Raw genomic sequence first — 19,100 nt, 5'->3', positions numbered from 1 at the left:
CCGTGCGTGCCTCGATTGAGGTTGCCGATATTTTCCGTGCAGCAGGGCCTGCCTACCGTACCGCTCATGCCGGGCACCTTAGCCTCACCCAGCTCAAGGTCATGTCGGCGATCGAGAACTGCCGCACCGCAGCGCTCGGCGGCCACGTCGAAGCCTGTGAGGATTGCGGGTACTGGCGTATTGCCTACAACTCCTGTCGCAACCGGCACTGTCCGAAGTGTCAGGGCGCATCCGCGCGGACGTGGTTGGCCGAACGAGAGGCAGACTTGCTTCCAGTGGGCTACTTCCATGTTGTGTTCACGCTGCCAACCGAGATCGCCGATATTGCGTTCCAGAACAAGGCGCTCGTCTACGATTTGCTGTTCAAAGCAGCATCAGAGACGATGCTGACCATCGCGGCTGATCGCAAGCACCTCGGCGCGCGCATTGGCATCACCGCAGTCCTTCACACATGGGGTTCCGCGATAACGCATCATCCACATGTCCACATGGTCGTGCCTGGCGGGGGCATCGCCAGGGACGGAAGTCGATGGATAGCATCGCTCCCGGCCTTTCTGTTTCCCGTACGCGTGCTCGGCAAACTGTTTCGACGACTGTTCCTCACACGGCTGGTTGCCCTGCACGACGCCGGGCGGCTTGGCTTCTATGGATTGATGACACACCTCACCGAGCGGCGGGCATTCCTGCGCTACCTTTCTCCAGCCCGAAAGAAACGCTGGGTGGTCTATTCCAAGGCACCGTTTGCAGGGCCCGAGGCGGTGCTAGCCTATCTGTCGCGCTACACCCATCGGGTCGCAATCTCGAACAGCAGGCTGATCGCATTCGACCAGAGTGGTGTAACCTTCCGCTACAAGGACTACCGCCGCGACAGCTGCGACCGCCAGCAGATCATGACGATCACGGCTGACGAGTTCATTCGCCGCTTCCTGATCCATGTCCTGCCGCACGGCTTCCATCGTATCCGCCACTATGGGTTGCTCGCCAGTTCCGCCCGCAAGGCCAGCCTTGCACTTGCCCGTGAACTCCTCAACGTCGCCGCACCGCCCGATGACGATACGCCCGATACACCGGACGACTCCCGCACCCCATGTCCCTGCTGCGGTGGACGCATGATTGTCATCGAAGTGTTCGAATGCTGTAGAAAGCCACGCGGACCTCCGAATGCAGCGTCAACATACCGGGAGACCTCACCATGACCCGGTGTGACAGCATTCAGACATCAGCCGCAGGTGCCACACTTCCGGCAACGGAGCCGTGTGCGGATATGGTGACCATCGGTACCGATAAGACTACATTCACCGACGCGAAGCACACACAGCATCAGGATGAGAAACAACCAGGCAATCCGTTTGTTACTATCCAGGCGCTTTCCGGAAATGCCATCCCTATCACCAACGTCAGCCGAAAATCGAAATCCCCATAACCATTACAATCTGGCCCGCGGGTTCCTGCATGAGGGGCTTTCGTACGCCTGACGGCACCCGAAACCCTTCACCTTCTCAGACGTTGAATGCATGATAAGCATGAACGTCCGGTTTCGACTGCGAGGCAATGCTACGCTAATGACTGAAATTGGTTCAAAGCCGTCAAACTGTCAGTTCGGCTCGCGAAGCAACCGCCACAATTTTCCCGCTGGAACCAGCTATTAAGACGCATTCAACAAACGATATCAGTGAATGAATTTCGAAGACTGATCACTTGTGGGTTAGCCCTCTTTTTAGCTCCGCTCCGCTCGAGTATTTGTTCGGCGGACCATTTTATTGACGTGGTGCAAAGGCCAGCGCAACAGCAATCAGTGCCAGCAGCGGACCCATCCATTTAAAGTGCCAAACAAAGCGATTGAACCATTCCTGATCACTGCTGAATTTAATGTGGTCAAAGCCGACCGCACTCATCCATATGCCCGCAGCGAACATTATAATCTGATCTATATATTGCAATTCACACCCTCCTCCACGCGCATTTACAGGTACTAAGCTGGTCCACCTTAAAAGAAGCGAGAGCGTTTTACATCGAACTGCAAATCAGAAGGGCACTCGCTCAAAAAACAGGCATTTTGTTTCCGATCCTTGCTTAGACTGTAAACCTACAATTATGGTTATCGAATGCTATGTGGCCAACACTTGACCAAATACCGTCATGCTGTTAATTATTGCTATTAAAAGCGGTGTTGAAGGCCGTCCAAACCATTCTCCAACGGAGCATTCCACATGACCGTTTCAGTCAAGGTTGCAGAAGCCAAAACCCATCTCTCGGAACTGCTGGCGAAAGTTGAAGCGGGGGAAGAGGTCATTATCTCACGCGGCAATACGCCCATCGCAAAGCTTTCACGCATTCGCCGTGAAAACAACGTCGAAGCGCTGATCGCGGAGATCAAGGCCCAACGTCTCACGCGGCAGTCGACAACACAGGACGAGATTCGTGAGTGGATCGAGGAAGGCCGCCGCTACTGATGTCTTTTGTTCTTGATGCATCCATAGCCGCGGCCTGGTTCCTGCCAGACGAACAACACGACGCGACCGATCGTTTGATGTCCGACCTGCGCACATCTGTTGCTTTCGTGCCATCCCTTTTTTGGTTCGAAGCCCGCAATCTGTTTTTTGTATCCGAACGCCGCAAACGGCTCAAACCAGGTGAAGCCCTATTATTGATGGCGCAGTTGCGTGGCTTCCCCTTAGAGGATTTTGGCTCAGGGGGCGACGGGGCCGTACTCGGCTTTTGCGAGCGACATGGTTTAAGCGGCTATGATGCCTCCTATCTTGCCCTGTCTCTCGCAGAAAAAGTCCCGTTGGCAACCGGTGATCGAAAGCTTGCTGCCGCCGCCCGTTCGGAAGGAGTCATCATTCTCGGACCGTTAGAGAATGAACACTAATCTTTCCAGGCCGGACGACGGGTTCCATCTGCGCGCTGATGCGCTCGACACGATTGCAGCTGTTCTGCCGATAAACCGCCGTGACATGCTGGCCAAGATTTTGACCGATCAGGATGTCGAGACGCTCCGTCATCTGGTCAATGAAGGCATGGGCGAAAACACGCTGCGCGCGCTGACCTCGGATCTCGCCTATCTCGAAGCCTGGTCGATGGCTGCAACCGGCACCCCCCTCCCCTTTCCCGCGCCTGAAGCTCTACTACTGAAATTCGTCGCCCATCATCTCTGGCGGCCTAAACAACGCGAGATCGAAGCCGATCACGGCATGCCGGCCGGCGTGGAAGAAGAATTGCGCCGAGGCGGCTTTCTGCGTGTGTCCGGACCACATGCACCGGCAACCGTCCGCCGTCGTCTTGCCAACTGGTCAACACTGACCCGCTGGCGCGGGCTGCATGGGTCGTTTTCGTCACCGGCCGTCAAATCGGCCATTCGGCTTGCGGTCCGCGCCATCAACCGGCCGCGCAGCCGCAAGAGTGCCAGTGCAATCACCGGCGATATTTTAGCAAAACTCCTGGCGACCTGTTCAGGCGAGGATCTCACCGCCTTGCGTGACCGGGCAATCCTGATGGTAGCCTTTGCCTCGGGCGGGCGCCGGCGCAGCGAAATTGCCGGACTGCGAACGGAACAGCTTGTCAAACAGGCGCCTGTCACCGATGAGAACGGCCCTCCCCTCCCTTCGCTCGGCATCCATCTCGGCCGCACCAAAACCAGTGGTACTGATCAGGACGAAATCGTCTATCTGACCGGCCGTCCCGTCGAAGCCCTTACTCACTGGCTGGAAGCAGCCAGGATCGACAAGGGCAGTGTGTTTCGCAAGGTCGACCGCTGGGGCAATGTTTCCGCGCGGGCACTGGAACCCAGCGCCATCAACCGGATCGTCAAGCAGCGCGCACAAATGGCAGGTCTTGATGCAAGTGAATTCTCCGCCCACGGTCTGCGTTCCGGCTATCTCACCGAAGCGGCCAATCGCGGTATCCCGCTGCCCGAAGCCATGGAACAATCCCGCCATCGCTCTGTCCAGCAGGCTTCTGACTATTACAACAATGCCAAACGGCGCAGTGGACGGTCGTCGAGGTTGCTTTGAAAGTCCAGCCCAGATGTCTGAAATCGGGGTTGAGAGGCGATCATCCGCACGTGGGCCCGACCACGTGATAGCTGTCAATGAACAATTTAGAGCCATCGTCATTGGTTTTTGAACGAATAGTTCGGGCCTTGCTTAGGCAGGTGAGACCGATCCAGGCAGACGCTCAGTCCTTGGATTTGCCGTCTGAGTGCATGGATGCCGCGTTCTCAGATGGTGCCCCTGAAAAACCGGTGCATCGACCATGCGCACAAACCTCATTCAAAAATCCGTTTAAAGGGGCCCTTCTTAGATATCGGCTACATCGCGCAGCCGTACGCCAGAGAAGTTGGCCGCACTCAATGCATCAAACATGGCGCGGTCGCAGATGGGAGGCGCTCCCATTAGATCCTGGCGGAAGATATGGGCATCTCCCACAACATCCGGTTTGAACACCAAGCTGGCTCCGCCGACGAGGCTATAAAGTTTCTCGTCCTCGCCGGTCTGATAATTGTGGTCGAGCTTGATCCTCACGCGAGAGGAGGCTTCATCCAGGGCATCGAGTCTACGCAGCACATTGCCTAGATAGTACTGAGGACCGAGGCTGCCGTCAGCAAGGCTGAAGTCGCATGCCATAAATGCAAACGCCTCGGCGTCCATCTGCTCAAACAGTTGCTTCAAAGGTTCCGACACAATCCATATGCCAGAGAGTTCTTCCAGATCGCGCGGCATTCCGCCCTTCTCCGGTACATGAACCAGGTGGGGACGCTCCGGATACTGATCTGGCATTCCGTTAGGACGCGAGACGACATTCATCCCCGGATGGACCAGCTTCTCTTCGTTGGCGATTTCTATGCCGGGGACCCTGCCGTTACTCAAGAAGCTGGCATCGACTAGGAAAAATTCGCCCTTATGAGATGCGGCTTCGACTGAAATTTCAATGGCGGTCGGTTCGTTCACGGTGGCTTCCATCATGGATTCGGGGGGACAGACCGGGAAAGCAGTTGAGCCGATGCTAGCCAGGCTTTAGCGTAGCCACAAGTTCTGTCGAAACGGTGCTCACGATAATTGATTCACGTGAGTCTCGGGGGGAGTTCGGAACAATGGTCGACAAGATGCTGGCTACGCTTTCCAATAGAGACGTTGACCCATGCCATCGTTCTCAATGACTGCGGCCACTCACTTTCCGATGAAGCCGATATTGTGGAGCATATCACCAGGATGGTTGCAGGATATCTTGGTACAGCACCACTGCCTATCCGCACTATTCTGCAAGAAGCAGCATAATCTCAAAGTTTGGAGGCCGGCGCTTTGGCAGTCTCACACAAGCCGCTCGCAACGGCATTCCCTGTCCGAGTTTATGCAGCAGTCGCAGCATAAATCCGTCAATCACGCAGCGCGCTACTACAATTATGCTGAACGCAAATCAGGAAAAGCGGCAAGGCTGATCGTATGAGTTGATCTGTAGTCGATGCAGTTCAGCAATCCCGTTTTCCTTTCGCCGGAATTTGGGGATGCGTCTCAGTTTCTGCTGACCGCCCACATTTGCCAATTGTCGAGCTTAGACTTAAACAGCTTAAACAATAGCTGGAGTGCAACTTGAAAATTATTGCCGTTGATTTTGAAACCGCAAATGAACAGCGGGGAAGCGCCTGCTCAGTGGGCTTGGCATGGATTGAAAACGGCCGCGTTATGCGTGTCGTCGAACGATTGATCCGCCCCAAAGAGATGCGCTTTTCTTCTTTCAACATCGCCATTCATGGCATTAGACCGGAACATGTCGAAGATGCGGCTGAATTTCCTGAAGTTATGGATGAGTTTGCCGATGATTTCTGCGGCGCAACAATGATTGCGCATAACGCTTCTTTTGATTTCAGTGTCTGGCGTGCGTGTCTTGATCAATACCGAAAGAGCTATCCCGCGCTTCAATATCTTTGCTCGGTCAAAATGGCACAAAAGGTCTGGCCCAATCTGTCGTCACATAAATTAAATGTACTGGCCAGTTATCTGGGATTGAGCTTCAAACATCACAATGCTGCCGAAGATGCCGCCATTTGTGCAGAGGCTTCAATTGCCATGGCCAAGGCGCTGCGTGTTACAACGTTGCTCGACGTTCCTGCTCACATCGGTATGAAACCTGGCCGATTATTTGCTGGAGGCTATGAGGCATGCACATGCCGAAAACGGTAAAATCGCTTACGAAACTACTGACTAATTACGTCACAAATACCCATTTTCGGTCGTTTCGAGCACTCCTGCAATGAAAACAAGAGGACTAATCAGGCAGATAATTTCAGGTGATGTGGCATGATAAAGCCGCGTGAATTTCTGGACACCAGGCTATATCCCTAGACCGGTGAGATGCAATGGTAATCGGGCTATCTGCCGTGCCTATTCTCACCGCTAATTACAATGGGTACGACTGGAGCGTCGCCGACGCGAAACGAAGCTAACAGGAAGCGTTGCGCTTGACGTGGCGATTTGAACCACCCCATGATTTTCTCTCCTTCCTGGTTTGGCGAGGTCAGTTTTCAATTCTGTTATTCAGGCCCTTGTGGGCCCGATAGTTAGCAACTGGCGCCAAGTTTTGTATCGGCTTGGTGTAGCTACGCAACTTGTCCGTCACGACGACACGCGGCTCACCAAATTGCGTGGCTAGCCTGGAGACAAAACGCCTGGCAGCCTTGATCTGCCCGTCGAGCTTGTTAATGCGACGGTTCAGGGTGACGATCATAGTATCGATATCGCGCAGTAATTCAGGCTGATTTGCACTATGATGGCGCAGTTTTTCCGCCTTGCGCGTATCGACTAACTGTTTGCGACGGCGCAGGAAATCCGCCAAGTGCACGTGCGAATTCCCGCGCCTGTCTTGGATCGACGCGAGAGTAAGAGATATGCTGCGCCGCCAGGATTTCCATCAGGATGCCATCGCATCCGCTTGTCGCTTCGAAGAAGGCGAGCAAGTGACTAGCATGAGGGAAGTCACCTGTTTTGATGACGCTTTCGCAGACACTACGATTGCAGTTAGTCTCAAGCCTGTCCGAGGCGTTTGCGCAATTCTTCATTTTCTGCGCGCAATTTTGCAGCCAGTTCCTGACGCAGCCTCAGATTTTCGGCTTCAAGGGCGACAAGCGATTTCAGGTCGTCGTTTGCCGCTGTCTTTGCTGCTGCCGGTGCTGCTTTTCCGGCGGCGTTCTTCCAGTTGTAATAGGTCTGTTCGCTGACTTCCAACTGTTGTAGTGCAGTTTTCAACGTGGTTTTGCCATTTTTGGTGGCCTTTTCAACTGACGCAAGAATGGAAGCGCGTTGTGCGGGCGTATATTTCTTGATCGTCCGCGCTACAGGCTCTGCTATAACGGATGCTGCCTTGGATGCTTTAGAAGCAGGTGTTGCAGCTGGCTTTGCAGGTTTAGGCTCACCTTTTTTGCGTGGTGCGCGAGTTTTCTTTGTGTCACCCACAGGCTCGGCGGCTTTCACGTCAACTGGTGTTTCGTTTACTGTCGCAATGGTCTCGTCTGGCATGGTAGATTGCTCCGGATTGTTGTTTGGAAATTCATTTAGGCGTCAAACATATAGGTCAATAGCTCATGTAACAATACGGCGGTGTACTTCATGTGTTCAGGAGGAGACAGGCTTGTATTCAGAGCATACTGATTGGGTCCAACGCTCTATCGAATGTTGAAAACCTGACGTATAATATGTAGCTACTGATAAAAGCTCTTTAGCGCTCACAGAGCGTCTTCACATTTTGCCGGGAAAGCTATTCACGGATGAAAAATCCAAACCGTAATGTTGTCGTTGAATATAAAAACAGGCGTGCCCGCAAGGGCTCGTCATCTTTGTGGGGAAATCTGGATTTGAAGTCGATTGCCCGGCAAGTGAAAGCGGATGCGCCGCAATCTCCGTTGGATGTTCAGCTTCAATCTGATCTAACCAGGCCGGTCGAGCGCAGCACTGATATCAAATCCACAAAAGCTGTATCGTTGACGGAACCGGTCATTGAGAAAGTTGATGACGCTCCAGCCGGGCCAGCACTTTCCGACATTGATACGCCAGAACCTGAAGAAGCGCCTACCACAAGGGAAGAACCGCAAACAGCTGGCATAACAGAAGCGACTGTTGTCGGGGAGAAAAAGCCATTTGTTCGACGTCGTTTGAAAAAATTGGTTTTGCAGAAACAAGAAGCGACAAATTGGATCGTTGCCGCGTCCGATATTCAGGCTGAATTGTTAGCTCTGGAAATTGAGAATGCCGATCTGAAACGCGAACTGGTCGCCAGGTTGCGGGCGGAGAATGGGCAGTTGGTCAAAATGCTCCGACAATTGGAGCATCGGGAGATCAATGGTCGCTAAGAATACCCTGCCAGCCTCGATGACCGATCGTATTCATGCGTTCTGGTGACATGCGCAAGGGTAATCGTTGCCAAAACTATTGTGTTGTGTGGATTAAGCTGACAGCATCTCGTCACACCGTTGCGGTGCTGACAATAGGAGGCCGATCACGATGAAGTCACTGGGGGAGCGTCTCGTTGCCGGGTTGAAGAACTGGCGGTCGCGGAAAAAATCGGCCCTACCGGACGAAATGCCAGATGCTGGTCCTGCGGCCAGCGAAAGCCCCGAGCAGCTTGATCATATATTGCCCACGAGACTGTCGACCAAAGTTACGACAAAAGATCCCGATGAAGGGAATGATAAGACAACAGGGCGGGTTGAGCTGGCAGATTCCCCCGAGATGTTATCGCCCGTTGAAGAACCGCAGGCCCCTCAGGAAGCGCCAGTTGTTGTGGAGCCCGAGAGGAAGGAGGGAACAGATGAAATCCTCGCCTCGCCTCCGGCTCTCAAATCACCGCAAAAACAACCCCGCGCGAGAAAGCCGGGCCCAAAGACTGAAGACGGGCCGGTGACAGACGAAGAACTGGAAGAGCTGGAAGCGGAAAATGCCCGGCTCAGGCTTCTGCTAAATGAGCGTCAGAAAGCGAAGCAGGATGGTTCTTAGACTGACCTGCCGGTAAAGATAAAATGGTTGTGTTGCAAAGATTTTACTGTTTCTACGTTATTTGTCGGTCATTACAGATAATGGCGTGAGGTGCAGAGGAATGGCAATAGATTCCAAAGGAATGCATTTTCCCAAAGTGCCATCCTTTATGCTGTTGCTGTAGTCTTTTACGTTCGTTATACGGGCTCTTATCGCGACATTCAGGAAATTACGGCTGAACGAAACGTTGATGTAGACCATACCACTTTGAACCGGTGGGTTGTTCGATACTCTCCTCAGATTGCAGATCAGGCACCGAAACATAAGCGGCCAACGCTTGACTCCTGGCGGGTCGACGAGGCTTATTTAAAGGTCCAGGGGAAATGGACCTATCTGTATTGGGCTGTGGATCGTGACAGGCAAACCCTGGAATTTATGCTCTCCGAACGCCGAAATCTCGCGGCCGCGAGGCGTTTCTTTAAGAAAGCTATCGCGAGCAACGGTTTCCCGGACAAAATCGTCATTGATAAAAGTGGAGCCTACCTGGCGGGCGCACAGGCTATCAATAACATCTTGAAAATCACCGGTACGGGCAAAGTGGTTGAAATCCTGCAAGTCAAAAATCTGAGCAATATCCCTGAGAAGGACCATCAGCTCATCAAGCGGATCACCAGGCACATGTTGGGCTTCAAAGCATTTCATTCAGCTTCAGCTACCATTGCGGGTATTGAAGTGGCGCATATGATCCACAAAAACCAATTCGCGAATGACAACCGTTCGTCATTCAAGATCTTTGCAGAGCTCGCAGCATAATTGCGTCCAGAGATAAGACCGGTTTTTACCTGCTGAAATATTTGCGACAAAGCCTCGTAAAGATGGGGCCAAGCCCGCTCCGTAAAGAGCTAAAATTGATGAACTTTAAGAAGCACGGGCTTGGGGCTGTTGATGCTAACTGCGTCCAGCGACCTCTCTGTCGATTTCGCGCAGAATAGTGACAAGGCTTTTCACATCGCGCGGGCCGTCATAGCGAACGCCATTAATGAACAAAGTCGGCGTACCGTTCACACCACTATGGATGCCGCCAGAAAAATCGATCCTGATTTTCTGGTCGAAACTGCCGTCAAAGGCCTTTTCAATGACTTTGTCATCGATACCGAGCGCCTTGCCATACCGCAGTAAATCTTCATCTCTCAGTGCATTCTGGTTTTCATAGAGCATATCATGCGCCTGCCAGAATTTACCGACGCTCGCGGCCATTTCCGCAAATTCGGCAGCACGGAAGGCATGAGGATGCATTTCGGTGAGCGGAAAATTGCGGAAGGCAAAATTCAGCTCCCGGCCCAACGCCTGCTGAACCGTTTTGAGCACCGGATAGGCTTCTCCACAATAGGGGCATTCGTAATCGCCATATTCGACAAGGCTGAGAGGAGCGGAATCCGGACCTGTTCTGTGATCGGAAACACCCAACGGAATTGTAAGACGAGGCATGATGCAGTTTCCTTTCGATTTCAGGATTTAAGGTTGCTGAGCGCTGTGAGAATGCCGTCAGCGCCGGGATTGATACCGAGCGGAGAAATATAGCTCCAGCGGATCACACCTGCGCCGTCGATCACGAAAAGCGCACGATCGGCGATGCCTTCTTTTTCGCGATAAACGCCATAGTGTTTTGCGACTTCTCCCTTGGGTTCAAAGTCAGCGAGCAGGGTGAAATGAAGATGCCGGTCGGCTGCAAAAGCCGCGTGGCACCACACGCCATCTACCGAGATACCCAGAAGCTGAGCACCGTCATGATGAAATTCAGGCAGGATTTCATTATAGAGGCCCATCTGATCACCGCAGACCGGGCTCCAGTCGGCAGGATAAAACGCCAGAATGACCGGAGATCCACGCAAATCGCTGAGCGAAACCATCTGATCGGGCGTGGCAGGCAGGCTAAAGTCGGGGGCTGGTGTGCCCGCAGGTAAAATCTTCGCGGGATAGGCGTCGGACATGATGTTTCTCCGGACTGTTAAAACGGATGCATGTCACGGAGATTAGGCCTCGTCGAAAGACGACATAACCAGCGGAAGGTCTGCTACCGCTATACATTAGTGCAGGTTAATCGGCACTGCTTTCGCGGCGACGGCGCTTCCATGGCCATTCGCCATCGATTTCCGCTTCCAGAGAAAAGCTGAGGAAGGTTCTGATCAGAACGATAAGGCCCAGCAAGCCAACGCTTTCCCATGTGAGCGGTGAAATGATAGTGGCAATAATGTCGGCACCGATCAGGATTTCAAGGCCAAGCAGAATGCCGCGACCGAGATTTGCCCGGTAACGCGTATAGGCGTTCTCGCCCGACACAACGAACACATCCTTGAGATAGATAAGCGTTGCAACGGCCACGCCGATAATGATGACGGCGACACCGAAAAACTCGAGCGCGGATGCCATTGGCTCCAGTATCGGCGCAATCAGACTTACAAATTCGCCGCGTTCCACACCCGCATTCATCCCATCCGTCCCCTGCCCGTTGACCAGCAATCAAAACCTGTCGCGAAAAACTTAAAAAGATGCGGCAAGTCTCCCTGCCACATCTTTAATCATTTCAACATTCAAGCCTGAATGAAAGCCAGAAGATCAGCGTTCAGAACATCGGCATTGACTGTCAGCATACCGTGCGAGAAGCCCGGATAGGTCTTGAGTGTGCCGTTCTTGAGAAGCTTGATCGCTTTGAGTGCCGCATCAGCAATTGGCACGATCTGGTCGTCTTCGCCATGCAGGACCAGTGTTGGCACGCTGATCGCCTTGAGGTCTTCGGTCTGGTCGGTTTCAGAGAAAGCCTTGATGCCTTCATAATGTGCCTTTGCGCCGCCCATCATGCCCTGACGCCACCAATTCTGGATTACGCCTTCCTGCACATTCACACCGTCACGGTTGAAACCATAGAACGGGCCAGCAGGAACATCGCGGAAGAACTGGGCGCGGTTTGCTGCCAGCGCCGAACGGAAGCCGTCAAACACTTCCATAGGCAGGCCTTCCGGGTTGGATGCAGTCTTCAGCATCAGCGGAGGAACTGCGGAAACCAGAACTGCCTTGGCAACGCGACCTGCCGGTTCACCATGCTTGGCGACATAGCGGGCGACTTCGCCACCGCCGGTCGAATGGCCAATATGCACGACATTCTTGAGATCAAGTGCTTCGACAACCGCAAAGGCGTCAGAAGCGTAATGGTCCATATCATGACCTTCGGAAACCTGAGCCGAACGGCCGTGACCACGGCGGTCATGGGCGATAACGCGATAGCCTTTCGAAAGGAAGAACAACATCTGGGCGTCCCAGTCGTCCGAGCTCAGTGGCCAGCCATGATGGAACATGATTGGCTGTGCATCCTTCGAGCCCAAATCCTTGTAAAAGATTTCGGTGCCGTCTTTTGTGGTGATAAAGCCCATGGTGTTTTCTCCTTCGGATGAGATGTTGGTGGTGTTGGTCTGAGTTGTTTCTGCGAGAGCAAAACCGGCTGGCAGTGAAATCGTTGCAGCAAGTGCTGCGCCTGTAAGCAGAATGTCGCGACGGTTGATGACTGTGGAAGTGCTTTTCATTCTAAGTTTGCGGACGCTGGAAGTTGTTGTCTTCACACGTTCCGTCGCCGCCTTTCTGCCTGGTTATGTTGTTCGATGGTTGGATATTGCGCCAATGCACCGGCACAAACAATTGCAATAATAATTGCGATACTGTTTCCTAAAATGTAATTATATGCGCGTGATTGTCCGTATTCCGTGCGCGCATGCTGCAAAGACGAAAGCGTTCAGATTGTTATCTATGTTCCAGGATTTGATAAGCAGCACCGTCATGCGGCTGCAGACAATTCAGGCGCTGGTTATGGCGCCTGAACTGGTTTTCATTTTCAATCAGACAGCCCAGCAGGCGCAGCCAAGTGCTCCAAAGAAGCCCTTGAGATCGCCGATTGGTAGCTGAGAACCCCATGCTGCCGCATGATCATGCCCATGAACACCGCAGTTGCTCGAGCAGCCGCATGTGGATATTGCAGTGCGACGAAGGCTGTTTTTGCCCGCACCTTCCGGCTCGCCCCATGCCGCATAGCCCCCAAATTTACGCACCGGCGACCAGTCAGGCATTGCAGGCGGAATTGGGTTTTCATCCAGATCCTTGAAGGCGTTTGCACCATAGACAACCTTGCCGCCAACCATGGTCAGATCCGACGTCAGGAATGAAATCTCGTCTTCGCTGCAATTGAAGAAGTCTTTGTCCGGCACCACCAGATCAGCAAACTGGCCTTTCTCAATGCGGCCCTTCTTGCCTTCTTCATTGGAAAACCATGTGACCTTTTCCGTCCACATCCTCAGCGCCGTTTCACGATCGAGACAATTGCGGCGCGGATAAAGCTGCATACCGCCAACCGTCTTGCCGGTGATCATCCATGAAAGCGAAACCCACGGATTATAGGACGCAACGCGCGTCGCATCCGTACCTGCCGAGACATGCACGCCTTTCGAGAGCATCTTGCCAATCGGTGGCGTTACTTCTGCAGCTGCATGACCATATTGCTCGACGAAGTATTCGCCCTGATAGGCCATGCGGTGCTGCACGGCGATACCACCGCCAAGTGCTGCAATACGATCAATCGAGCGGTCCGAGATGGTCTCGGCATGGTCAAAAAACCAGTTCAGACCTTCAAGTGGAATGTCCTTATTGACCTTCTCAAACACATCAAGCGAACGGCTGATGGTTTCGTCATAAGTTGCGTGCATCCGCCATGGCCAGCGATTTTCAGCCAGAATTCTGACGACATCTTCCAGCTCGCCTTCCATTTCCGGCCCCATATCCGGGCGCGGCTGACGAAAATCCTCAAAATCGGCGGCAGAAAACACAAGCATTTCACCTGCGCCATTGTGACGGAAATAGTCGTTGCCTTGCTTGTATTTCACCGAAGCCGTCCAGTTGAGGAAGTCTTCCTTCTCTTCCTTCGGCTTCTGCGTGAAGAGATTATAGGCCAGACGCACAGTCATCTGACCTTCGTCCGACAATTGCTGAATAACTTCATAGTCATCCGGATAATTCTGAAACCCGCCACCCGCATCAATCACGCCGGTCACGCCAAGACGGTTCAATTCGCGCATGAAATGGCGGGTCGAATTGACCTGATATTCCAACGGCAGCTTTGGACCTTTGGCGAGCGTCGAATAGAGGATGCCTGCATTGGGCTTCGCAAGCAACAGGCCGGTTGGGTTGCCATTGGCATCGCGCAGGATTTCGCCACCCGGAGGGTTTGGCGTGTTCTTGTCATAGCCAACAGCACGGAGCGCTGCACCATTGAGAAGTGCGCGATCATAAAGATGGAGCAAAAAGACCGGCGTATCTGGCGCAATCGCATTGATTTCTTCAATGGTTGGAAGACGCTTTTCGGCAAATTGATGTTCGGTAAAGCCACCAACAACGCGTACCCATTGCGGCGCGGGCGTTACCGCTACCTGCCGCTTGAGCATGTCCATGGCATCGGCCAGCGAGCGCACCCCATCCCAGCGCAATTCCATATTGAAGTTGAGACCACCACGCACAACGTGGGTGTGGTTGTCGATAAGACCCGGCAATGCACGACGACCTTTCAGATCGATCTTGCGGGTCGTAGAACCTGCATGGCCAAGCACTTCTTCATCCGCACCGACCGCGGTAAAAATGCCGTCCTTGATTGCAACAGCCGAAGCTGCGGGATTTGTGCGGTCAAGTGTCGTGAATTTACCGTTATAAAGAATGATATCTGCGGTCATGAAATCGTACCTTCTGTGGCCTACGCTGAATTAATCGCAGGAATCGCTCAATGAAATTGTTTCGGGCAGGCAGGCTTGTCCGGAAAATCCAGAGCGTGTCGCACTTAATATTACCCGCTGCGCTTGCTCTATCTTCTTGTTTTAACGCATGTCGTTATCAGAAAACCGGTTCCCACTTTTCCGCGACATGCTTTACCCATTTTCTCACACGTTTGATAAGCAAATTACACATCACCGTTTTGCTTCGCACCCTTACGTTCTGCGAGTGAATGCCCGGATGGCATATGGCCGAATACATGGGGTTTGACCTGATGCAGCCATGAAATGACCGCAGGTTCTTTAGCTATAAGGGACTTTGCAAAAGGAATGATCTGCTCGCCAGCCAGAATGCCTAACAGTCCGATCAGCGCCACCATCGGTGGCGCCGGCGAACGAACATTGAGCAAGCTATAGATGACCCCAACCAGAATGCCGGCAAAGAGTGATAGAAGATAGATTTTCACAGGCGCACCTCCAGTTGGCTATATTTGATCAGTGGCCTTCGGAGGCGTTGAACATGGTCTTGGCGTAGATGATACCCAGACCATAAGAACCACCGAACTTCTTGGCGATTCCTGTTGTCAACTCGTAAGTCTGCGTACGCGCCCAGTCGCGCTGGAGTTCAAGCAGATATTGCAGCGATGTCATCGGCTGTGCGCCTGCCTGCACCATACGGTCCATGGCGCGATTATGCGCCTCATCGGAAACGTCACCGCAGGCATCGGAAATTACGCAGACTTCAAAGCCCTGATCAATTGCCGACAAAGCAGGACCGACAATGCAAACGCTCGTCCAAAGACCGCTGAGAACAATGCGCTTCTTGCCGATGCGGTTGATTTCATCGATGACGGATTCGTCTTCCCATGTATTCATGGAGGTACGGTCGAACAGCACCTGACCGGGGAAGGCATCGGTGATTTCGTTGAACATTGGGCCGGAGAAGCTCTTTTCCGCAACCGTTGTCAGAATGGTCGAAACGCCAAAGCCCTTGGCACCATTTGCGACCAGCGCCGCATTATTGCGCAGGTTTACAGCGTCGATATTCTTGGTTGCAAAGGACATCTGCGACTGAAAATCGATCATGATCAGCGTGTGATCAGACGGTGTCAGCAGTTTCGATCCCGGTGTAGCGGTTGCAGTCAGGGCCATATCTTTCCTCGGCATGAAGCGCATCCTCAAAAAGACGCGCGTTAAAGCTCTTGGTATTCACGCGCCCATTATGGCTTGCCGGGCTGCTACCCTTCTTGTCATCCAGTCGCAAAAATTGGATGTTTTTATCGCGTGCTTTGTACAAGACTGCTATGGTCCACTTAACCCACCAGAGGAAACCTCACATGTCGCGACACACTTCGGCGAGCAATCAGTATATGGAATATATACGCCCGAAGGAGGATACGACGGTTTATTCAAGCGTGCTCAACCAGGGGATGGTGACGGCTACGCGGATTACACGCAGCGCACCGAATTTCGGCTTTGTCGATCAGCATGTCACTGAAGATGCCTTCATGCTGTCGGTACAGCTCAAGGATTATCACGGTGATCTCTGGGTAGACGGCAAGAAGGTGGATTTCCCTGCAAGCCATAAAGGCAACTTCACGCTCTATGATTATAACCGCATCTGGCAGGCAGACCTGAAGTCGGCCTTCGATTGCGTGAATTTCTATCTTCCGCGCAGCGCACTTGTTACGCTGGAAGAAGACTTCGGTTCGCGCAAGGTAGAAAACTTCAATGTTCTGCCGGGTGCCGACATTGCCGACAATACTATTCGCGGCCTGACAGAAGCACTTTTGCCCGCATTGGAAAATCCCGCGCAGGCAAGCCGCCTGTTCGTCGATCATGTCGGGCTGGCGCTTGCCATGCACATGGCTGCGACTTACGGCACTGCCGAACTGCGCGCTCCGGCCCCGACTGGCGGGCTCGCGCCATGGCAGCTCAAGCGCGCAATGGCAATCATGGATTCAAAACTCGATGGCGACATCCCTATTGCCGTCATTGCCCAATTCTGCGGATTATCTCCGTCTTATTTTACCCGTGCGTTCAAAATCAGCACGGGCATGCCACCGCACAAATGGCTGCTCAAGCGCAAGGTAGAGAAAGCCACGAACCTGCTGCGCACCACGCGGATGAGCTTGAGTGAAATTGCTGTCGATTGCGGCTTTGTCGATCAAAGCCACTTTACCCGCGTTTTCTCAAGGGCCATTGGTGCAGCACCCGGCCAATGGCGTAAAAGCATCAATTCATAAGCTGAGACGTTACGCTTTGCGATAACGCCGGCGCCACATGCCAGGCGCTTCGCCGACGATCTCGGAAAAGACCCGCGTGAAGTGGCTTTGGTCTGCAAAGCCACAGGCCAAAGCAATTTCGGCAATCGATGGACCCGCAATCAGCATGTCGCTCGCCTGCGCGATCCGATATTCAATCAGCCAGCGATAAGGCGTCTTGCCAAAAGTTTCCTTGAAAGCCCGCATGAAATGACTGCGCGACAGGCCGCAGGCATCTGCCACATCTGAAATGGAAAAATCGGCATCGAGATGTGCCGCGAGAAACTCGGTCGCACGGCGTTCCTGCTTCAGAGAAAGCGTGCCCTTGCGCTCATGGGGAAAGTAAAGTCCGCCATACGTCTGTGTGAGATGAACCATAATGGCGAGTTCGATCTGTTCAAGAAACACCGTACTCGCCAGATCCGGTCGGGCCAGAAATGGCAGCAAGGCCCGCGCCAGACCGAGGACAACGTTGTCAGTCGCGCAATGAACATTCTGCAGCGTCCTGAATTCCGGACGTCCGGCTTCCTCTGCAAAAGCACGAATATCAGCGAACGGAATCCGGAACTCTATATCGTCGAAAGGAGAAAGCTGGTGCCTTTTCCACTCCTGGCTGAGTTCTGCAATTGCCAGCGAACCCTCGTTTCGCGCGCCTTCATAGACCAGACTTCCACCGCACCAGAGCTTCTGCAGTCGAAGGTCTGTAAGCTGGGTGGTGATACTGAAGGCTTCCTCATTGGACAAAACATCTTCGAGCGGCATCGCCTCGCCCGGAAAATGGCGGCGCATGACAGTCATCGCCGACATTTGCATCAGCGATTTGGTGATGCCGGGTGTTGTCTGCTCCGCGCAATCCATTGTGTCACTCTTACCTTTGCCGGAATGGCCTTCATCGAAACTGGACACCATCAGTGATAAACCGATTTTCGCCACAGGCCGGGCGATACGCCTGTGGTGTCGACAAACCTGCTTGCCAATGCGCTCTCGCTTGAAAAGCCACAGCGGCTTGCGACCTGCTTAATTGTCAGCGAACGATCTTTCAGCAGAAGCTTAGCGTGTTCGAGTCTGACTGCCATTAACCAGGCCTCCGGCCCAATGCCTGTGCTGTTGCGAAAACGAATGCTGAATTCACCAACTGGCACACCGATGGAAGCTGCGATCTCGGTCACAGAAATGTCTTCGCCATAGTTTTCCGACATGAACTTCTTAGCCCCTGTTTCCTGCCAGATTGAAAGGCCGGACTTTGCCGTGATCGCTGCAAGCTCCGGCTTGGCTCCCTCATGCAGAAGATGCGCGCAAAGTGCCGTCGCTATGTGCTGTAGCAATGCAGGATGAAATGTATTGGCATAATCAAACAGCGGCAGAAGGGCTGTTCCCAGATTGGCAATCACCTCATCGGCCTCGCCACGTCGACATCGCAGATCTCTGGATCCATCGGAAGCGGTCAGCGCGGATGTTTCGGCGAACAATGCGCGCGGCAGCACGAAGGCCAGAGCATGCAGATTGCTATGAAGAATAATTGAAGCGCCCTGCTTGATGTCGATCAGGCAGACTGTGTTCTGCGGGTAAAGCTTTGGCGCAAGAAAGCACTCGCCATTCTCAACGTCACCGTGAACGGTATCCGCGAGATAAAGCATCAGGAAATAGGCGTCGCTGGCCGGGATATCGATCTTCGGCGTTTCATCGTGACCAAGCTTTCTATGCAGCTTCGTGACCGTGAACTGCGCTGATTTCAAAGGAACGGTCGTCAGAGCCGGAGCATCCAGAACACCGAAACGTGAACCAATACAATCATTATTAAAATGCGATTTCAAAACTCCCCCAGCCGACACCGCCACTCACCTATATTTGTTTGGTTGTTGGAGTTCACACTCCAGCTCAACGCAGAATTGCCAACATTCCTACCTGAAAGCCCACTTCAAGTCCTGAACAAATAGCACGCAGGAACATGGTTTTATTGTAAATTTCTGACTTTTACAGGACTTAAGCGTCCCATCAAGACATATCTTGTTCTGTCATTTTTCCGCCCCACACTGTTCACATATACTTGAATAAACCGTGTTTTCTTGGAC

At 53.1% G+C, this 19,100-nt stretch carries 22 protein-coding genes and 3 pseudogenes; 12 read left to right on the top strand and 13 right to left on the bottom strand.

The genetic code is table 11. From position 1 onward, the window contains the following. Positions 1-2: 2 nt before the first annotated feature. Both ACSME1_RS21230 and ACSME1_RS21225 read left to right on the top strand, forming a co-directional pair. A complete protein-coding gene (locus tag ACSME1_RS21230; RefSeq protein ID WP_435655519.1) occupies positions 3-1,196 on the top strand; it encodes an IS91 family transposase in 1,194 nt (397 codons plus the stop codon). Further along, positions 1,193-1,423, top strand: a complete 231-nt coding sequence (locus ACSME1_RS21225) for a hypothetical protein (RefSeq protein WP_435655520.1) — start codon at positions 1,193-1,195, stop codon at positions 1,421-1,423. The genes ACSME1_RS21230 and ACSME1_RS21225 overlap by 4 nt, the downstream gene beginning before the upstream one ends. Positions 1,424-1,757: 334 nt before the next feature. Here ACSME1_RS21225 and ACSME1_RS21220 read toward each other — a convergent pair whose 3' ends face one another. Next, on the bottom strand, positions 1,758-1,895 hold the full coding sequence (locus ACSME1_RS21220; protein ID WP_181153716.1) for a hypothetical protein: 138 nt from the start codon (positions 1,893-1,895) through the stop codon (positions 1,758-1,760). Between the two features lie 315 nt (positions 1,896-2,210). Between ACSME1_RS21220 and ACSME1_RS21215 the strand changes: the two genes are divergently transcribed. Genes ACSME1_RS21215 through ACSME1_RS21205 form a run of 3 tightly spaced genes read left to right on the top strand, consistent with a single transcriptional unit; the run spans position 2,211 to position 4,013 of the window. Beyond that, positions 2,211-2,453 (top strand): type II toxin-antitoxin system Phd/YefM family antitoxin, encoded by a 243-nt coding sequence (locus tag ACSME1_RS21215; protein WP_435655764.1) that lies wholly within the window; start codon positions 2,211-2,213, stop codon positions 2,451-2,453. After that, entirely contained in the window at positions 2,453-2,872 is a 420-nt protein-coding gene (locus ACSME1_RS21210) for a type II toxin-antitoxin system VapC family toxin (protein WP_435655763.1), read from the top strand. Before ACSME1_RS21215 ends, ACSME1_RS21210 begins: the two co-directional genes overlap by 1 nt. Then, positions 2,862-4,013 (top strand): site-specific integrase, encoded by a 1,152-nt coding sequence (locus ACSME1_RS21205; RefSeq protein ID WP_435655762.1) that lies wholly within the window; start codon positions 2,862-2,864, stop codon positions 4,011-4,013. Before ACSME1_RS21210 ends, ACSME1_RS21205 begins: the two co-directional genes overlap by 11 nt. Before the next feature lie 285 nt (positions 4,014-4,298). Here ACSME1_RS21205 and ACSME1_RS21200 read toward each other — a convergent pair whose 3' ends face one another. Beyond that, positions 4,299-4,949, bottom strand: a complete 651-nt coding sequence (locus ACSME1_RS21200; RefSeq protein WP_435655761.1) for an imm11 family protein — start codon at positions 4,947-4,949, stop codon at positions 4,299-4,301. Positions 4,950-5,132: 183 nt separating this feature from the next. Here ACSME1_RS21200 and ACSME1_RS21195 point away from each other — a divergent pair, with 183 nt between their 5' ends. The 3 genes and pseudogenes from ACSME1_RS21195 (at position 5,133) to ACSME1_RS21185 (ending at position 6,179) form a co-directional block, all read left to right on the top strand. Continuing rightward, positions 5,133-5,276, top strand: coding sequence for a hypothetical protein (locus tag ACSME1_RS21195; protein ID WP_435655760.1), 144 nt, complete (start codon positions 5,133-5,135; stop codon positions 5,274-5,276). A gap of 14 nt (positions 5,277-5,290) precedes the next feature. Then, positions 5,291-5,445, top strand: a pseudogene (locus ACSME1_RS21190) (integrase); the annotation flags it as partial. Between the two features lie 143 nt (positions 5,446-5,588). Next, entirely contained in the window at positions 5,589-6,179 is a 591-nt protein-coding gene (locus tag ACSME1_RS21185; RefSeq protein ID WP_435655759.1) for a 3'-5' exonuclease, read from the top strand. 257 nt (positions 6,180-6,436) lie between these two features. On the opposite strand, the pseudogene ACSME1_RS21180 reads toward ACSME1_RS21185, so the two are convergent. Continuing rightward, a pseudogene (locus tag ACSME1_RS21180) lies at positions 6,437-6,675 on the bottom strand (DDE-type integrase/transposase/recombinase); the annotation flags it as partial. Positions 6,676-7,019: 344 nt separating this feature from the next. Then, positions 7,020-7,511 carry a transposase gene (locus ACSME1_RS21175; protein WP_105708669.1) on the bottom strand — a complete coding sequence of 164 codons (492 nt, stop codon included), beginning with the start codon at positions 7,509-7,511 and terminating at the stop codon, positions 7,020-7,022. 248 nt (positions 7,512-7,759) lie between these two features. Here ACSME1_RS21175 and ACSME1_RS21170 point away from each other — a divergent pair, with 248 nt between their 5' ends. The 3 genes and pseudogenes from ACSME1_RS21170 to ACSME1_RS21160 all read left to right on the top strand — a co-directional run bounded on the left by ACSME1_RS21170 (position 7,760) and on the right by ACSME1_RS21160 (position 9,776). Continuing rightward, the gene (locus ACSME1_RS21170) at positions 7,760-8,341 is read left to right on the top strand and encodes a hypothetical protein (protein ID WP_435655758.1); all 582 of its coding nucleotides are present in this window, start codon (positions 7,760-7,762) and stop codon (positions 8,339-8,341) included. A 151-nt stretch (positions 8,342-8,492) separates the two neighbouring features. After that, entirely contained in the window at positions 8,493-8,984 is a 492-nt protein-coding gene (locus ACSME1_RS21165; RefSeq protein ID WP_435655757.1) for a hypothetical protein, read from the top strand. A 100-nt stretch (positions 8,985-9,084) separates the two neighbouring features. Beyond that, a pseudogene (locus ACSME1_RS21160) lies at positions 9,085-9,776 on the top strand (IS6 family transposase). 135 nt (positions 9,777-9,911) lie between these two features. Here the strand turns inward: ACSME1_RS21160 and ACSME1_RS21155 are convergent. The 7 genes from ACSME1_RS21155 to ACSME1_RS21125 all read right to left on the bottom strand — a co-directional run bounded on the left by ACSME1_RS21155 (position 9,912) and on the right by ACSME1_RS21125 (position 15,910). Then, positions 9,912-10,451 carry a DsbA family protein gene (locus ACSME1_RS21155; RefSeq protein WP_105708606.1) on the bottom strand — a complete coding sequence of 180 codons (540 nt, stop codon included), beginning with the start codon at positions 10,449-10,451 and terminating at the stop codon, positions 9,912-9,914. 20 nt (positions 10,452-10,471) lie between these two features. Then, positions 10,472-10,954 (bottom strand): redoxin domain-containing protein, encoded by a 483-nt coding sequence (locus ACSME1_RS21150; RefSeq protein WP_105708608.1) that lies wholly within the window; start codon positions 10,952-10,954, stop codon positions 10,472-10,474. A 106-nt stretch (positions 10,955-11,060) separates the two neighbouring features. Continuing rightward, positions 11,061-11,453 carry a DUF1622 domain-containing protein gene (locus tag ACSME1_RS21145; protein WP_105708609.1) on the bottom strand — a complete coding sequence of 131 codons (393 nt, stop codon included), beginning with the start codon at positions 11,451-11,453 and terminating at the stop codon, positions 11,061-11,063. 101 nt (positions 11,454-11,554) lie between these two features. Continuing rightward, a complete protein-coding gene (locus ACSME1_RS21140; protein WP_435655791.1) occupies positions 11,555-12,391 on the bottom strand; it encodes an alpha/beta fold hydrolase in 837 nt (278 codons plus the stop codon). A gap of 459 nt (positions 12,392-12,850) precedes the next feature. Then, on the bottom strand, positions 12,851-14,728 hold the full coding sequence (locus ACSME1_RS21135; RefSeq protein WP_105708611.1) for an amidohydrolase: 1,878 nt from the start codon (positions 14,726-14,728) through the stop codon (positions 12,851-12,853). A 224-nt stretch (positions 14,729-14,952) separates the two neighbouring features. Beyond that, on the bottom strand, positions 14,953-15,231 hold the full coding sequence (locus ACSME1_RS21130; RefSeq protein WP_435655756.1) for a XapX domain-containing protein: 279 nt from the start codon (positions 15,229-15,231) through the stop codon (positions 14,953-14,955). Positions 15,232-15,259: 28 nt separating this feature from the next. Next, a complete protein-coding gene (locus ACSME1_RS21125) occupies positions 15,260-15,910 on the bottom strand; it encodes a hydrolase (RefSeq protein ID WP_435655790.1) in 651 nt (216 codons plus the stop codon). 191 nt (positions 15,911-16,101) lie between these two features. On the opposite strand from ACSME1_RS21125, the gene ACSME1_RS21120 reads away from it, so the two are divergent. Continuing rightward, on the top strand, positions 16,102-17,010 hold the full coding sequence (locus tag ACSME1_RS21120; RefSeq protein ID WP_435655755.1) for a helix-turn-helix domain-containing protein: 909 nt from the start codon (positions 16,102-16,104) through the stop codon (positions 17,008-17,010). Between the two features lie 9 nt (positions 17,011-17,019). Here ACSME1_RS21120 and ACSME1_RS21115 read toward each other — a convergent pair whose 3' ends face one another. Together ACSME1_RS21115 and ACSME1_RS21110 are read right to left on the bottom strand one after the other, a co-directional pair. Beyond that, on the bottom strand, positions 17,020-17,937 hold the full coding sequence (locus ACSME1_RS21115; RefSeq protein ID WP_435655754.1) for a helix-turn-helix domain-containing protein: 918 nt from the start codon (positions 17,935-17,937) through the stop codon (positions 17,020-17,022). Continuing rightward, positions 17,937-18,842, bottom strand: a complete 906-nt coding sequence (locus tag ACSME1_RS21110) for a helix-turn-helix domain-containing protein (RefSeq protein ID WP_435655753.1) — start codon at positions 18,840-18,842, stop codon at positions 17,937-17,939. The genes ACSME1_RS21115 and ACSME1_RS21110 overlap by 1 nt, the downstream gene beginning before the upstream one ends. Positions 18,843-19,100: the final 258 nt, after the last annotated feature.

This window comes from Brucella pituitosa (genome assembly GCF_965577835.1).
GTDB classification, from domain to species: domain Bacteria; phylum Pseudomonadota; class Alphaproteobacteria; order Rhizobiales; family Rhizobiaceae; genus Brucella; species Brucella pituitosa.
The sequence above is the reverse complement of the archived record's forward strand: the minus strand, read 5'-3'. Positions and strand labels throughout refer to the sequence as shown.

Excerpts from the sequence above, each read along its gene's own strand:
- ACSME1_RS21155 (WP_105708606.1), bottom strand. The coding sequence starts at position 10,451 with ATGCCTCGTCTTACAATTCCGTTGGGTGTTTCCGATCACAGAACAGGT.
- ACSME1_RS21225 (WP_435655520.1), top strand. The coding sequence starts at position 1,193 with ATGACCCGGTGTGACAGCATTCAGACATCAGCCGCAGGTGCCACACTT.
- ACSME1_RS21165 (WP_435655757.1), top strand. The coding sequence starts at position 8,493 with ATGAAGTCACTGGGGGAGCGTCTCGTTGCCGGGTTGAAGAACTGGCGG.
- ACSME1_RS21210 (WP_435655763.1), top strand. The coding sequence starts at position 2,453 with ATGTCTTTTGTTCTTGATGCATCCATAGCCGCGGCCTGGTTCCTGCCA.
- ACSME1_RS21150 (WP_105708608.1), bottom strand. The coding sequence starts at position 10,954 with ATGTCCGACGCCTATCCCGCGAAGATTTTACCTGCGGGCACACCAGCC.
- ACSME1_RS21115 (WP_435655754.1), bottom strand. The coding sequence starts at position 17,937 with ATGGTGTCCAGTTTCGATGAAGGCCATTCCGGCAAAGGTAAGAGTGAC.
- ACSME1_RS21220 (WP_181153716.1), bottom strand. The coding sequence starts at position 1,895 with ATGAGTGCGGTCGGCTTTGACCACATTAAATTCAGCAGTGATCAGGAA.
- ACSME1_RS21215 (WP_435655764.1), top strand. The coding sequence starts at position 2,211 with ATGACCGTTTCAGTCAAGGTTGCAGAAGCCAAAACCCATCTCTCGGAA.
- ACSME1_RS21145 (WP_105708609.1), bottom strand. The coding sequence starts at position 11,453 with ATGAATGCGGGTGTGGAACGCGGCGAATTTGTAAGTCTGATTGCGCCG.
- ACSME1_RS21140 (WP_435655791.1), bottom strand. The coding sequence starts at position 12,391 with ATGGGCTTTATCACCACAAAAGACGGCACCGAAATCTTTTACAAGGAT.
- ACSME1_RS21175 (WP_105708669.1), bottom strand. The coding sequence starts at position 7,511 with ATGCCAGACGAGACCATTGCGACAGTAAACGAAACACCAGTTGACGTG.
- ACSME1_RS21120 (WP_435655755.1), top strand. The coding sequence starts at position 16,102 with ATGTCGCGACACACTTCGGCGAGCAATCAGTATATGGAATATATACGC.
- ACSME1_RS21135 (WP_105708611.1), bottom strand. The coding sequence starts at position 14,728 with ATGACCGCAGATATCATTCTTTATAACGGTAAATTCACGACACTTGAC.
- ACSME1_RS21205 (WP_435655762.1), top strand. The coding sequence starts at position 2,862 with ATGAACACTAATCTTTCCAGGCCGGACGACGGGTTCCATCTGCGCGCT.
- ACSME1_RS21170 (WP_435655758.1), top strand. The coding sequence starts at position 7,760 with ATGAAAAATCCAAACCGTAATGTTGTCGTTGAATATAAAAACAGGCGT.